Annotated in this window: 12 protein-coding genes; 5 read left to right on the forward strand and 7 right to left on the reverse strand. The window is 68.7% G+C overall.

Annotated elements, in window-relative coordinates; genetic code table 11:
- Nucleotides 1-62 precede the first annotated feature (62 nt).
- The gene (gene glpD, locus KX816_13225) at nucleotides 63-1577 is read left to right on the forward strand and encodes a glycerol-3-phosphate dehydrogenase (GenBank protein QXQ05229.1); all 1515 of its coding nucleotides are present in this window, start codon (nucleotides 63-65) and stop codon (nucleotides 1575-1577) included.
- 140 nt (nucleotides 1578-1717) lie between these two features.
- Here the strand turns inward: glpD and KX816_13230 are convergent, their stop codons facing one another.
- The 3 genes from KX816_13230 to KX816_13240 all read right to left on the reverse strand — a co-directional run bounded on the left by KX816_13230 (nucleotide 1718) and on the right by KX816_13240 (nucleotide 3829).
- A complete protein-coding gene (locus tag KX816_13230) occupies nucleotides 1718-1933 on the reverse strand; it encodes a hypothetical protein (GenBank protein QXQ08559.1) in 216 nt (71 codons plus the stop codon).
- Nucleotides 1934-2013: 80 nt separating this feature from the next.
- The gene (locus KX816_13235) at nucleotides 2014-2787 is read right to left on the reverse strand and encodes a DUF4019 domain-containing protein (protein QXQ05230.1); all 774 of its coding nucleotides are present in this window, start codon (nucleotides 2785-2787) and stop codon (nucleotides 2014-2016) included.
- Between the two features lie 64 nt (nucleotides 2788-2851).
- A complete protein-coding gene (locus tag KX816_13240) occupies nucleotides 2852-3829 on the reverse strand; it encodes a threonine/serine dehydratase (GenBank protein QXQ05231.1) in 978 nt (325 codons plus the stop codon).
- A 176-nt stretch (nucleotides 3830-4005) separates the two neighbouring features.
- Here KX816_13240 and KX816_13245 point away from each other — a divergent pair, with 176 nt between their 5' ends.
- Nucleotides 4006-5214, forward strand: a complete 1209-nt coding sequence (locus tag KX816_13245) for a type III PLP-dependent enzyme (GenBank protein ID QXQ05232.1) — start codon at nucleotides 4006-4008, stop codon at nucleotides 5212-5214.
- Between the two features lie 233 nt (nucleotides 5215-5447).
- Nucleotides 5448-6503, forward strand: coding sequence for a deoxyhypusine synthase (locus tag KX816_13250; GenBank protein QXQ05233.1), 1056 nt, complete (start codon nucleotides 5448-5450; stop codon nucleotides 6501-6503).
- 170 nt (nucleotides 6504-6673) lie between these two features.
- Here the strand turns inward: KX816_13250 and KX816_13255 are convergent, their stop codons facing one another.
- Entirely contained in the window at nucleotides 6674-7270 is a 597-nt protein-coding gene (locus KX816_13255; GenBank protein QXQ05234.1) for a YdeI/OmpD-associated family protein, read from the reverse strand.
- Nucleotides 7271-7395: 125 nt separating this feature from the next.
- Here KX816_13255 and KX816_13260 point away from each other — a divergent pair, with 125 nt between their 5' ends.
- Entirely contained in the window at nucleotides 7396-8673 is a 1278-nt protein-coding gene (locus KX816_13260) for a c-type cytochrome (GenBank protein QXQ05235.1), read from the forward strand.
- A 24-nt stretch (nucleotides 8674-8697) separates the two neighbouring features.
- Here KX816_13260 and KX816_13265 read toward each other — a convergent pair whose 3' ends face one another.
- The gene (locus tag KX816_13265; GenBank protein ID QXQ05236.1) at nucleotides 8698-9225 is read right to left on the reverse strand and encodes a hypothetical protein; all 528 of its coding nucleotides are present in this window, start codon (nucleotides 9223-9225) and stop codon (nucleotides 8698-8700) included.
- A gap of 66 nt (nucleotides 9226-9291) precedes the next feature.
- A complete protein-coding gene (locus KX816_13270) occupies nucleotides 9292-11022 on the reverse strand; it encodes an acyl-CoA dehydrogenase (GenBank protein ID QXQ05237.1) in 1731 nt (576 codons plus the stop codon).
- 67 nt (nucleotides 11023-11089) lie between these two features.
- Between KX816_13270 and KX816_13275 the strand changes: the two genes are divergently transcribed.
- The gene (locus tag KX816_13275) at nucleotides 11090-12007 is read left to right on the forward strand and encodes a threonylcarbamoyl-AMP synthase (GenBank protein ID QXQ08560.1); all 918 of its coding nucleotides are present in this window, start codon (nucleotides 11090-11092) and stop codon (nucleotides 12005-12007) included.
- A gap of 384 nt (nucleotides 12008-12391) precedes the next feature.
- On the opposite strand, the gene KX816_13280 is transcribed toward KX816_13275, so the two are convergent.
- Nucleotides 12392-13264 carry a L,D-transpeptidase gene (locus KX816_13280; protein ID QXQ08561.1) on the reverse strand — a complete coding sequence of 291 codons (873 nt, stop codon included), beginning with the start codon at nucleotides 13262-13264 and terminating at the stop codon, nucleotides 12392-12394.
- Between the last annotated feature and the right edge of the window lie 12 nt (nucleotides 13265-13276).

The following is a 13276-nucleotide window of genomic DNA, read 5'->3' on the forward strand; positions in this document are numbered from 1 at the left end:
GCGGCAATCACGGGCACCTTCTCGGGGATGACGCGGCGCACAAATTCCGCCAATAGACCTCGGTGATCCACGACCTCCTCGTCATCGGCGGCGGCATCAACGGCGCGGGCATTGCACGCGACGCTGCCGGGCGCGGGCTCACCGTCGCGCTGGTCGAGGCCGGCGACCTCGGCGGCGCGACTTCGAGCGCCTCGACCAAGCTGATCCACGGCGGCCTGCGCTACCTCGAATTCTACGCCTTCGGGCTGGTCCGGAAAGCTCTGGCCGAGCGCGAGGTGCTGCTCGACATCGCGCCGCACATCACCTGGCCCCAGAGCTTCGTGCTGCCCGTCACCGGCCAGCGCCCCGAGTGGATGCTGCGCGCCGGGCTGTACCTGTACGACCACCTCGCCAAGCGCGACGTCGTCCCCGGCTCGGCGAAGATCGACCTGCGGCAGGACCGCGCGGGGCGCGCGCTCGACGCCAAGTATCGCGCCGCCTTCCGCTACTGGGACGGCTGGGTCGACGACGCCCGGCTGGTCCTCGCCAACGCCCAGGACGCCGCGCAAAAGGGCGCGCTGATCGCGCCGCGGACCCGCGTGACCAGCGCCCGCCACGACGGCGAACTGTGGCAGGTAGCGCTCGACGACGGCCGGGAATTGCAGGCGAAATACCTCGTCAACGCCGCCGGGCCGTGGGCCGGCAGCGTCGCGGCGCAGGTCATGGGCCGCAACGACGCGCCCGCGCTGCGGCTGGTGCAGGGCTCGCACCTTGTCACCCGCCGGGTCCACCTCGGCCGCGACGCCTTCATGCTCCAGCAGGACGATGGCCGCATCGTCTTCGTCATCCCCTACGAGCGCGATTTCTCGCTGATCGGCACCACCGAGCGCGACATCGACGCCCCCGAGGCCGCCCAGATCACCGAGGCCGAGACCGAATATCTGCTCGGCGCGGTCAACAAGTACCTGTCGCGACCCCTCACGCACGACGACATCATCCACCGCTTCTCGGGCGTGCGCCCGCTGATCCTCGAAGCCGGCAAGGGTGACCGCGAAACCAGCCGCGACTACCGCCTGCTCGAACACGCCGGGGTGCCCGCGCTGACCGTCGTCGGCGGCAAGATCACCACCTACCGCAAGCTCGCCGAGGCGGTCATGAAGATCGTCCTGCCCAAGTCGAAGTCATGGACCGCGACTGCGCCGCTGCCCGGTGGCGACATGCCCCGCCTAAAGGGCGAGACCGGCCAGGCAGCCTTCGCGCGCTGGCTGGAAAACCTGCTCGTCGCCCACGCCGACTACGACCCCGCGATCATCAAGCGCCTCGCCCGCACGCTGGGAACAGCGGCGGAACCGCTGCTGCAGGCCGGGCTCGGCGCGAACCTCGGCGGGGTATTCGAGGCGGAACTGGCGCACTTCGCGGCGAACGAGTGGGCGACGACGTCGGACGATGTCTTGTGGCGGCGGACCAAGCTCGGGCTGCACCTCGCGCCCGAAGCGAAGGCCCGCGTCGCGGCGTGGTTCGGCGAAGCCGAGGCCCCGGTCGACGACGTCCCCGCGCCGGGGCACCGCTTCGCGACGGCGACGACGCTGCCGATTTGACTGCCTTGCTACCCTCCCCCCTTGAGGGGGAGGGACAGGCCGCCCTTGCAGCCAGGGAGAGGGGTCGGGAGGGGGAATCCCGAATGAGCGGCTCCCTCCCCTCTCCCTGGTCGCCCAAGCGGGCAACCGGTCCCTCCCCCTCAGGGGGGGAGGGTAACCCAGCGCCGCAGCGCCACCACCGCCCAGATTCCCTCGACCACCCCGAACGGCCACGCCCCCTGCAGGAACCCGTACACCGACCCCAGCGCGCAGAACCCCGCGAACCCCAGCCCCCACCAGTGCGAGCGCGCATCGAGGGCGTAGCAGACCAGCATTCCCGACACCGCGAACAGGCCGAAGGCGGTCAGCGCGTCCATCGAGCAGGCTTCCTTTGATCGTACCGGCACGGGCTCAGTACCGGTCAAACGACCACGCGCGCCGATGCGCTGCCGCCGGCCTACTCGATCGTCACGCCTACGATACGCCAGTTGCCGCCTGCACGATCGAGGGAGACCGTCTCCAGCGCATCGGCTTTGTTGGCGAAGCTGGTCCGGAACTTGACCACTTCATAACCAGCCGGCGGAGCGGGGAGGTTCTCCTGACTTACGAAAGTGCGCAAGATCACGGCACCCAGGGGCACCCGCACCTGCTCGGACGTCGTCGCCCAGACCTTGAGCGTGTTCAGCTTGCGAAACGCCGGCGAGGTGCCCCGATAACTCGCGTCCCAAAGACCTTGGTCGACAAGCACCAGCCATTTGCGCGCCGCGTCCACCACCTCAGGATTGACCGTCGCGCTGGCGGCGGTTTGCACCGACGGCGGGCTTGTCGTCGCGACTTCGGGCAACGCGACGAGCGCGAACAAGCCGAGGGCAAGCATCATGAGACAGGCTCCTGCAATGATCCGGCGGTCGACCCGCCCCACGCCCTTGATTGGCGCGCCTTCCCGATCCACCGCAGGACGCGGTGCGTCTGCCCCGATTTCTGTGTCTCCAGACAAATCGGGGTCTGACGAGCCCGCGCCGGTCTCGGCCGCCAGCAACAGGCGCGCCGCCTCGCGGCTGCTCGATACCGCCATCTTGCGCCGTGCATCACGAAGCCGTTCGTTGATCGTGTGCACAGACAGGTTGAGGCTGCGCGCGACCGATTTTGCGTCGTGGCCACGCACGATCAAGCGCAGGGTCTGCTTTTCCTTTTCGGTAAGCGCCCAGCCTTCTTCCTGCACCGTACTCATAGCCTACGCGCCTAGGTCAGGCGCATCGTCGGGACTACCCCGAAAAATTCGTCTCTCCGGATTGTCACGCAGTCAGGCACCGCGCGAACATCTCCGCCCCGACATTGCCGCCTGACAGCAGCACCACCGCGCTCCGCCCCCTCAGGTCGACGATCCCCTCCAGCGCCGCCGCCAGCGCCACCGCGCCGCCCGGCTCCAGCACCAGCTTGAGCTCCCGGAACGCGAATCCCACCGCGCGCAGCGCCGCCGCGTCGCTGACCGCGACCCCGGTGACGCCCGCGCCGCTCAGGATGTCGAAGGTCAGCGGACACGTCACCAGCGTCTGCAGCGCGTCGCAGACCGTCGGGCCGGGGTTGACGACGGGGAGTATGCGACCCTCGACCAGCGAGCGCGCGACGTCATCATAGCCCTCGGGCTCGACGGTCACGACCGGCAGCCCGGAGCCGAGCACGATTCCGCTCGACAGCCCCCCGCCGCCACAGCACACCAATGCCACGTCCGCGGTCTCGCCCAGCGCGGCGAGGTCCTCGGCGATCTCCAGCCCGACGGTGCCCTGTCCCGCGACGATGTACGGGTCGTCATAGCTCGGGACCAGCACCGCCCCGCGCTGTGCCGCCAGCGCGCCCGCGATCACCGCGCGGTCCTCGGTGAAGCGGTCGTAGAACACTACCTCCGCCCCGTAGCCCCGTGTCGCGTCGACCTTAACCGCAGGGGCCTCGCTCGGCATGACGATCGTCGCGGGCATCCCGAGCAGCCGCGCAGCCAGCGCGACGCCCTGCGCGTGATTGCCGCTCGAGAACGCCACGACGCCGGCCCGGCGCTGTTCGGGGGTCATCGCCGCGAGCCGGTTGTAGGCGCCGCGAAACTTGAACGATCCGGTGCGCTGGAGGCATTCGGGCTTCAGCCAGATTCGGCCACCGGAAGCGGAATCGAGAACATCCGACCTGAGCAGCGGCGTCCGCACCGCGTGGCCGCGGATGCGCGCCGCCGCCGCCGCCACCTCGCGCCCGGAAACCGTTGCAAAAAGGGCATTTTCATCCACAGGCTAACTCGCTGATCGGCCACGTCAAAACCACGAAAAAAGTTCCACGAATAAATCGCTTTACAGGGGGGGGTCGCGACCCTAGATACGCCCTCCGCTGCCCCATGGGACTTCCAACCGCAAGGCAGTTTGTTGCAGCAAGTTCGCTGCGAATCACGCCCCGGAGGTCCCTTGAATTGCACGAGCCTTATAACGCGCTGGGGGTAGCCCGCGACACACGTCCGTCGCAACCCGTTACCCTCGTTCGCCCCCACGCCGCCACGCGCGCCGCCCGTTACTTCGTCGAGAAGTTTCCGGGAACGTCGATGTATGCGGTCAAGGCAAACCCGTCGCCCGACCTGCTGCGCATCCTGTGGGATGGCGGTATTCGGACCTTCGACGTTGCCTCGATCGTCGAGGTGCGCCTGGTCCGCGAGACTTTGCCCGAGGCGACCCTGTGCTTCATGCACCCGGTCAAGCCGGCCGAAGCCGTTGCCGAGGCGTACCACGTCCACGGCGTGCGCGTGTTCAGCCTGGATTCGGTCGATGAGGTCGAGAAGATCGTCGCCGCGACCAGCACCAATGGTGTTGCCGCGACCGATCTGACGCTCTGCGTCCGGCTGCGCGTCTCGTCCGCTTATGCCAAGCTCAGCCTCGCTGCCAAGTTCGGCGTCGGCGTCGACGAGGCCGCGCCGGTCCTGCACGCCGCTCGCCAGGCTGCGGACGCGCTCGGCATCTGCTTCCACGTCGGCAGCCAGACGATGAGCCCTGCTGCCTACAGCGACGCGATGGCCCTCGTCCGTGCCGCGATCGTCGAGGCCGGCGTCACCGTCGACGTCATCGATGTCGGTGGCGGCTTCCCGTCGATCTACCCGGGCATGGAGCCGGGTGCCCTCGACCGTTATTTCGAGGTCATCGGTCGCGCCTTCGAGGACCTGCCGGTCAGCTATTCGGCCGAACTCTGGTGCGAGCCGGGTCGGGCGCTGTCGGCGGAGTACGCCAGCATCCTCGTGCGCGTGGAAAAGCGCCGCGGCGAGACGCTGTTCATCAACGACGGTGCCTACGGCGCGCTGTTCGACGCCGCGCACATCGACTGGCGCTTCCCGACCGAACTGGTCCGCAGCGAGAGCAGCCACGCCAAGGAGATGGGCTTCAGCTTCTACGGCCCGACGTGTGACGACATGGACTTCATGCGCGGTCCGTTCATGCTGCCCGCGGACGTCGAGGCTGGCGACTACATCGAGATCGGCATGCTCGGGGCCTACGGCTGCGCGATGCGGACGGCGTTCAACGGCTTCGGCAACGGCGAGACCCGCATTGCCACGGACGAGCCGATGGCCAGCGCCTACGTTGTCACCGAGCCGTCACGCGAGGTCGTTACCCCGATCCGGCGGGCAAAGAGCTAGGCCTTCCACCCTCCCCCCTCGGGGGGAGGGACAGGTAGCGTCTGCGCTACCAGGGAGAGGGAAGTGAGCCGCTCATTTGGCACGTTTCCACCCTGCCCTCACCCTGGTCGCCAAGCGGCGACCGGTCCCTCCCCCTCAAGGGGGGAGGGTAAGAGTTTCCCCGTTCGGCGCTGGATGATCCAGCCGCGGGCGGCACCTGAGGTGCCGAGCCAGTCAGACACTGGAGCACGACCATGACCACCAACGCCATCAACGACACCCGCAAGGCCGAACTGCTCAGCACCACCGTGAAACACATCGACATCCGGTCCTTCGACGCCCGCCCGATCATCGACGGCATGGCCGGCATGAGCTTCACGTCGCGCGACCTCGCCCGCGCGACGGGGATCTACAACGACATGCTGAAGGACCCCGACTGCACGATCTTCCTGGTCATCGCCGGGTCGACGAGCGCCGGCGGCTGCATGGACCTGTATGCCGAGCTGCTGCGCAACAACATGATCGACGGCATCGTCGCCACCGGCGCGACCATCGTCGACATGGATTTCTTCGAGGGCCTGGGCCACAAGCATTATCAGGCGCTCGAGGTGCCCGACGACGACACGCTGCGCTCGCTGCTGATCGACCGGATCTACGACACGTATATCGACGAGGAGCAGCTCCAGCACGTCGACCACACGATCTACGAGATCGCCGAGACGCTGGAGCCGCGCGCCTATTCGAGCCGCGAGTTCATCCGCGAGATGGGCAAGTATCTGGTCGAGCACGGCAAGAAGGAGAACAGCCTGGTCAAGCTCGCGTACGAGCATGACGTGCCGATCTTCTGCCCGGCGTTCGTCGACTCGTCGGCCGGTTTTGGCCTGGTCAAGCACCAGGTCGAGGCCATGAAGGCGGGCAAGCCGTACATGGTCCTCGACGCCATCGCCGACTTCCGCGAGCTGACGCAGATCAAGATCGAAGCCGGCACCACCGGCCTGCTCATGATCGGCGGCGGCGTCCCCAAGAACTTTATCCAGGATACCGTCGTCTGCGCCGAAATCCTCGGCCACGATGACGTCCAGGTCCACAAGTACGCGGTCCAGATCACTGTTGCCGACGTCCGTGACGGTGCCTGCTCGTCTTCGACGCTGCAGGAGGCCGCGAGCTGGGGCAAGGTCAACACTGGCATCGAGCAGATGGTCTTCGCCGAGGCCGGCTCGGTGATGCCGCTGCTGGCGTCGGATGCGTATCACCGCGGCTACTGGAAGGACCGCGCGGTCCGCGGCTGGGCGAAGCTGTTCGAGGCGTAGCCCGAAACACGCGTGTCACCCCGGGCGTTACCCGAGACCCAGCTTACCACCGAGTCCGAGCGCTGGATCGGCTGGGTCCCGGGTCGAGTCCGGGATGACAAGGAACTCGAGTGATACGCCTCACCGATGCTCTTGAGCCAACGGCAAACCGCGAAAAGCCCGCCGAGTTTTCAACAGGCTTCGTGCTTCCAGTGCCGCCGCTTGCCCTCGGCGCACCATTCAACCGCCTGCGCAATCCGGCGCGCGCGGGTCGCCGCCTGCTTCGCCTCGATCACCCAGTCGGTGTAATCTCGCCGGGCGCCCGGCGGGAACGCGGCGAAGGCGGTCGCGGCGGCGGGCACCGCGTCGAGCGCCGCCTGCAGGTCATCCGGTACGTCGGGCGCCGGCTTCGGGCTGCTGACCCGGCGCGTGCTGGTGCCGCCGGCATCGACGGCGGCCATCGCGCACCGTACGGCGGCGACGATTTCGTCGTCGGGCGGGAGGTCCGCAAGCCTCGTCAGCCTGCCGAGCCGGCCCATTGTGGCCTCTGGCCGGTCGATGCTGTCCCCCACTTCGCGCTTCCAGGTGCCGAACGCGGCGTGGGCCTTGAACGCGGCGATGTTGACGATGATCTTGCCGCGATACAGGAACATCGGCATCGACCACTTGATCGCCTCCTCGGTGTCCGGGCAGGCGCGGTGGATCAGGCTGCGGAGATGCTCGAGGATCGGCTGCGCGAATGGCGCGGCCTTGGCGATATAAGCGTCGACGCGCGGATCCTGCGGCATGACGGTCTCCCCACGCTGAATTAACCATATCCGGCGGGGCCGTGGCAACCTGCCGCAGCCCGCCGGGAACACTGAACCGCGCCGGGCATTGCATCTGTCGGCCGGATATTTCGCAGGACCGTCGTATGGCTCTACCACCGCGTTCCTCGCTCATCGGCACCCTGTTTCCACGCCGTCTCGGCCACTGGATCGGGCCGTTGCTGGCGGCCGGAGTGATGGCGGGAATGGTCGCGCTCCTCGTCATCACCAGCGGTATCGCCAACTTAGGTGCTTCGACCCCGCATCCGCAGGGCTGGGCGGCGCTTCTTCACTATGTCTTCAAGCGCTCGGTCTCGCATCACGCCGACGGCATCGTCGTGCCCGCCGACCTCGACACAGTGCCACGGGTCCAAAAGGGCGCGGTTTATTTCAGCCGGGTGTGCAGCAGCTGCCACGGGGGCCCGGGCCTTGGCCAGAACCCGATCGCGCTGTCGATGCGGCCGCGGCCCCAATATCTTCAGCTCGTCGTCCGCCAATACACGGCGCCGGAGCTGTTCTACATCCTCCAGCACGGCGTGAAGTACAGCGCCATGCCGTCTTGGCCGGCGGTCAATCGCGACGACGAAATATGGTCGATCGTCGCCTTTCTACGGCGGCTGCCAACGTTGGGTCGAGTCGAGTACGACGCGCTGGCGCAGGGTCCTGCCGGGCAGGCGGCGGGCGTCGTCGGCTTTGCCCCGGCGTTCGATCCGTTCAAGGCGACGCCCTATAAAATGCCCAACATGAATGAGTATCCGCAGGAGTCGCAGTATAGCCGGCCCGCCAGCGCTTTCGGGCGCGGCATTGTCGGCCCTGACCTCGCGGCGTCCTGCGTCCAGTGCCACGGCACCGACGGCGCGGGCCGTCCGGACGGGGCCTTCCCGAACCTTACCGTGCTCAACGCGACGACGGTCAAGGAGGCGCTGGTCGCCTACGCCAACGGCACCCGCCAGAGCGCCTACATGCAGCCCGTTGCGGTCCAGCTGACCGACAGCCAGATCGACTCGCTGTCAGCGCGTTTCCACAGCCTGCCGCGGACTCGCTCGCCCCAGTTTGCGGTGTCCCCGGCGGTACTTGCGACGGGGCGCCAGGTCGCGGAGGCCGGCATCCCGGCGCGCAAAGTCGGGGCGTGCCAGGAATGCCACGATATCAACAAGGCCAATGCGCGCCTGTACCCGGCGATTGCCGGGCAGAATTACCTGTACCTGCGCGACCAGTTGCGGCTGTACCGCGCGGGCTTCCGCAACGCGGGTATCAAGTCGAACCCGATGCTCGCTGCGGCGAAGCAGATGACCGATGCCGAGATCGACGGCGCGGCGGCGTATTATGCGGCGATGGCTCCGCAGGCCGTGGAGGCGGTCGCCGAGGGTCCGGTCAAGCGTTGACCGGACTCGAGCGTTGACAGACCCTCAGTCGATCCGCTGCGAGCCCTCGGGCAACAGCATGAACATGAAGCCCTGCGCGCGGTGCTCGTCGCCCGCCGGGCAGCGGCCCGGCCCTCGCTCGAACAGGACGTGGCACTTGTCGCAGTAGCGGAACTGCCCCCCGCCGCCGGGGATGTCGTGCATCAGGGTGAACAGGAAGCCCTGCGCGTGGTGGCCGCCGCCCGCCGGGCAGACGCCCTTGTTCGGGTAGCCGTCGAAGAACAGCCCGTGGCACTTGTCGCAGAATCTCCACCCGCCCTGGACGCGGGGGCCGAGGGCCTTGTCGTAGGGCAGCTGGACGCGAGTTGGGCCGGCGACATGGCCACCCCCAGCGGCGCAGACCGCCTTGTTCCGGTAGCCGTCGAAGAACACCGTCCGGCACTTGGCGCACGAGGCCCACTGCTTCTGGATCTGCTCGGCCCAGGCGGCGACGGGCAGCAGGCCGGTGGCAATGGCGAGGATTGCCGGGGTTGCGGCGAGGAGTTCGCGACGCGTGATCGAACTGGGGGCCACCCTATAGACTCCTGCCGCTGACAGTCCGCGAAAATTGCCATCGTTCGGTCAGCTAGGCAACCACCGTCACCCCGCTAGCGCCTCCTCCGGAATCGCGAACAGCGTCGCTGCCCCCCGAGTCACCGGCCCGAGCAGCGCCGTCGCCGAGGGCAGGATCTGCTCGGCGAAGAAGCGCGCGGTGGCGATCTTGGCGTTGAGGAATGCCGGGTCGCCGTCGCCGTTCGCGAGCCGGCGCTGCGCGACCACCGCCTGCTGCGCCAGCAGCCAACCACCGAGCGTCACCCCGAACATACGCAGGTACGGCGTCGCTCCCGCAGCGTTGTCGTCCGCCTGCGTTCCCGAGTTGCCGGTCATCCACACCGTCGCGTTCTCCAGTGCGCCCAGCGCATCGTCGAGATACGGCCCCATGACCGCCAGGTCACCCGCCTTGGGCAGAGTTCGGACGAAGTCGCGCATGTCGGCGAACAGCGGCCTCCACGCGCCGCTAGCCAGCTTGCGGCCGACGAGGTCGAGCGCCTGGATGCCGTTGGTGCCCTCGTAGATCGGCGCGATGCGGGCGTCGCGCAGGTGCTGCGCCGCCCCGGTTTCCTCGACATAGCCCATACCGCCGAACACCTGCACCGCGAGGCTCGACAGCTCGACGCCGAGGTCGGTGGCCCAGGCCTTGGTGATCGGGGTCAGCAGGTCGGCGAGGCCGCGGGCTTCGGCGTCACCCGCGTGGGCGCGGTCGACGGCGGCGGCGTTCAGGTAGGTCAGCGCCCGCGCCGCCTCGGTCGAGGCCCTCAACGTCATCAGCATCCGGCGGACGTCCGGGTATTCGATGATGCGCTTGCTGCCGCCCTGCACGCGCTCCTTCGCGAAGGTCAGCGCGCCTTGGTAGGCACGCTCGGCGATGGCGACGCCCTGCAGGCCGACGTTGATGCGGGCGTGGTTCATCATCGTGAACATCGCTTTCATGCCCGCACCCTCGGCGCCGACGAGGTAGCCGACGCAGCTGTCGTGCTCGCCGAATGCCATCGTGCAGGTCGGCGAGGCGTGGATGCCGAGCTTGTGCTCTAGGCCGACCACTCGCAGGTCGTTACGCGAGCCGGCGGGTAGGACCTTCGGGCACAGGAACAGCGAGATGCCCTTCGTCCCCGGCGGAGCGTCGGGCAGCCGTGCCAGAACGAGATGGACGATGTTCGGGGCGACGTCGTGCTCGCCCCAGGTGATGTAGATCTTCTGGCCCTTGACCCGGTAAGTGCCGTCGGCGTGCGGCTCGGCGCGGGTGCGGAGCGCGCCGACGTCGCTGCCCGCCTGCGGCTCGGTCAGGTTCATCGTGCCGGTCCACTCGCCGCTGACCAGCTTGGTCAGGTAGGTCGCCTGCAGCTCCGGCGAGGCGTGCACCTGCAGCGCCTCGATCGCGCCCTGCGACAGCATCATGCACAGGCTGAACGCCATGTTGGCGGACGTCAGCTGCTCCTGCACCGCGCACGCCAGCACGAACGGCAGACCCTGCCCGCCGTGGTCCGGATGCGCGCCGAGCGAGGCCCAGCCGCCCTCGACATACTGGCGGTAGGCGTCGCCGAACCCGGCTGGCAAATGGACCTCGTCGCCGTCCTTGACCGCGCCTTGCGTGTCGCCGATCCGGTTGAGGGGCGCGAAGACGTTGCCTGCGAGCTTGCCCGCCTCCTCGAGGATCGCGTCGACCATGTCGGGGGTCGCTGCCTCGAAGCCCGGCAGCGCGCTCAATCCAGCGATATCGGCGACGGTGTCGAGGACGAAGCGCTGCTCGGCGAGGGGGGCGGTGTAGGTCATGGGCGGCCTTTGGCGGGAGGGTCCGGGTCGGCTATAGCCGCGCACGATGGACCGACCAACCGGCGACATGACGACGCGAGTGCTGCCCGCCGACGCGCGCGGTATCGACGCGGCGATCGCGCTCCTGGCCGCCGGGCAGCTCGTCGCCGCGCCGACCGAGACGGTGTACGGCCTCGCCGCGCGCGCCGACGATGCTGGCGCGGTGGCGCGCATCTACGCCGCGAAGGGACGCCCCGACTTCAACCCGCTGATCGTCCACGTCGGCGATGCGTCGGAGGCCGCGACGCTGGTCGAGATCGGCACCGTCGCGGCGCGGCTGATGCAGCGGTTTTGGCCGGGGGCGCTGACGCTCGTGCTGCCGGCGAAGCGCGGGGCCCGCGTCGCGGCCGCCGTGCGCGCCGGGCTGCCGACGCTCGCCGTGCGCTGCCCGTCCCACCCAATCATGCAGGCGCTGATCGCCGGTACCGGACCGCTGGCGGCCCCGTCCGCGAACCGCAGCGGCAGCCTCAGCCCGACCCGCGCCGAGCACGTGCTGGAGTCATTGGGCGGGCGCATCCCGCTGATCCTCGACGCCGGGCCATGCGCCGCCGGGGTCGAGAGCACCATCGTCGCGGTAGACGGTGAGGTCGTCACCCTACTCCGCCCCGGCGCGCTGACTGCCGAGCGTCTTGGCGTCGTGCTCGCGGCGGCCGGCTCCGAAATCACTGCGCCCGGCCAGATGGCGAGCCATTATGCGCCGCGCCAGCCGCTCCGCATGGACGCGCGGACCGCGTCACTCGACGAATGGCACATCGGCTTCGGCGGGGTCCGCGGCGACCGCACGCTGTCGGCCTCGGGCAATCTCGACGAGGCCGCGGCTGCGCTGTTCGAGGCACTCCACGAGGCGCAGGCGAGCGGGCGGACCAGCATCGCGGTGGCACCGATCCCCGATCGCGGGGTCGGGGTGGCGATCAACGACCGGCTCAGGCGGGCGGCCGTGCGCTGAGCGCAGACGCGCAAAGGCACCCGCCGGTGTTCCAACACCGTGGGGGCGCGTATCTCGCACCGTCCATCCTGGGCGTTCTCCCCTCCCGGCGCAAACTGGGCGGGGGCCTCAAAACAGATACGGCAGCAGCGCGGACGATGCAGGGGCTGGGTTCGCCATCGGCGGGTCGTGAAGCGGGTCGAGTTGCGGTCCAGCCATCGGATGCGCGTCCGGTGGCTGTCTCGCGGGGTCCCGGTGGCGGCGACTAAGCCGTTCGAAGCCCCTGCATCGTTCGCGCCGGGCAGCGGGTAGCGCGCCCTCGTCCCGGCATCGAATGGCGCAGGACCATCCGACATCACCTCACTATCCGATATGGTTCGTTTTGTCAAGCAACGCGTGCCAGGATCAGGTCTTCGACCGCGTCTCCGTCCCGACGAAGCTGACCTTTGCGCCCGCCTTGACCGCCTTCGCGAGCTCCTGCGCGTCCCAGTTGGTCAGGCGCACGCAACCATGGCTGGCGCGCTTGCCGACGAGGCGCGGGTCGGGGCTGCCGTGGATGCCGTAGGTATCCTTGGTCAGGTCGATCCACGTCGTTCCGACCGGGTTGTTCGGCCCAGCCTTGATGGTCAGCTTGCCGACCGGCTTGTCGTCCGGACCCGCCTTGGCCTTGAAGGTCAGGCGCGACGGGTCGAAGGTGTAGGTCGCCGCGGTCGCGACCGTCCGCACCTGCCAGTCGCCCGACGGTGCCGGCCGCTCGGTGCTGCCGACCGTCGCCGGGTATGCCGCGACGAGCGTGTCGTCGGCGTAGGCGCGGAGTTCCTGCTTGGTCTTGTCGACCTCGATGCGGGTCACCGGCGGCAGCTTGCTGTGCCCAACTGCGACGACCAGCAGAGTCGTGCCAAGCTTGCCGAAGTCCTTGCCCGGGTTGAGCTGCTGGACCAGCGCCTCGTCCATGTGGGCGCGCTCCGCCAGCGCTTCCAGCGGCGAGGTCCAGGTCATGTTCGGGCGCGCCGCCATGGTGACGTAGTCGCCGGGCTCGACGGGGTCGGCGAACGGCCCGGCGACGTCGGCCTCGACCTCGGTGTAATCGCGGATCGCGGGGGCGGCATCGCCGGCGACGAGCTTGTCCCACGTCGTCTGGTCGAGCTTGCCGGTCTCGGTCAGGCCGTTCGCCGCCTGGTAGCCCGACACCGCGACCGCGAAGTTTGCGCCCAGCTTGCCGTCGATGACGCCGGGCGAGAAGTGCGCGCGGTCGAGCAGCACCTGCGCCCGGATCAGCATCCGGCGGGT

This window comes from Sphingosinicellaceae bacterium (assembly GCA_019285715.1).
Taxonomy (GTDB): domain Bacteria; phylum Pseudomonadota; class Alphaproteobacteria; order Sphingomonadales; family Sphingomonadaceae; genus Glacieibacterium.

What these genes read in the sequence shown, in the direction of transcription:
- KX816_13235 (QXQ05230.1), bottom strand. Translation starts at nt 2,787, where the DNA reads ATGAGTACGGTGCAGGAAGAAGGCTGGGCGCTTACCGAAAAGGAAAAG.
- KX816_13260 (QXQ05235.1), top strand. Translation starts at nt 7,396, where the DNA reads ATGGCTCTACCACCGCGTTCCTCGCTCATCGGCACCCTGTTTCCACGC.
- KX816_13275 (QXQ08560.1), top strand. Translation starts at nt 11,090, where the DNA reads ATGACGACGCGAGTGCTGCCCGCCGACGCGCGCGGTATCGACGCGGCG.
- KX816_13230 (QXQ08559.1), bottom strand. Translation starts at nt 1,933, where the DNA reads ATGGACGCGCTGACCGCCTTCGGCCTGTTCGCGGTGTCGGGAATGCTG.
- KX816_13250 (QXQ05233.1), top strand. Translation starts at nt 5,448, where the DNA reads ATGACCACCAACGCCATCAACGACACCCGCAAGGCCGAACTGCTCAGC.
- KX816_13255 (QXQ05234.1), bottom strand. Translation starts at nt 7,270, where the DNA reads ATGCCGCAGGATCCGCGCGTCGACGCTTATATCGCCAAGGCCGCGCCA.
- KX816_13270 (QXQ05237.1), bottom strand. Translation starts at nt 11,022, where the DNA reads ATGACCTACACCGCCCCCCTCGCCGAGCAGCGCTTCGTCCTCGACACC.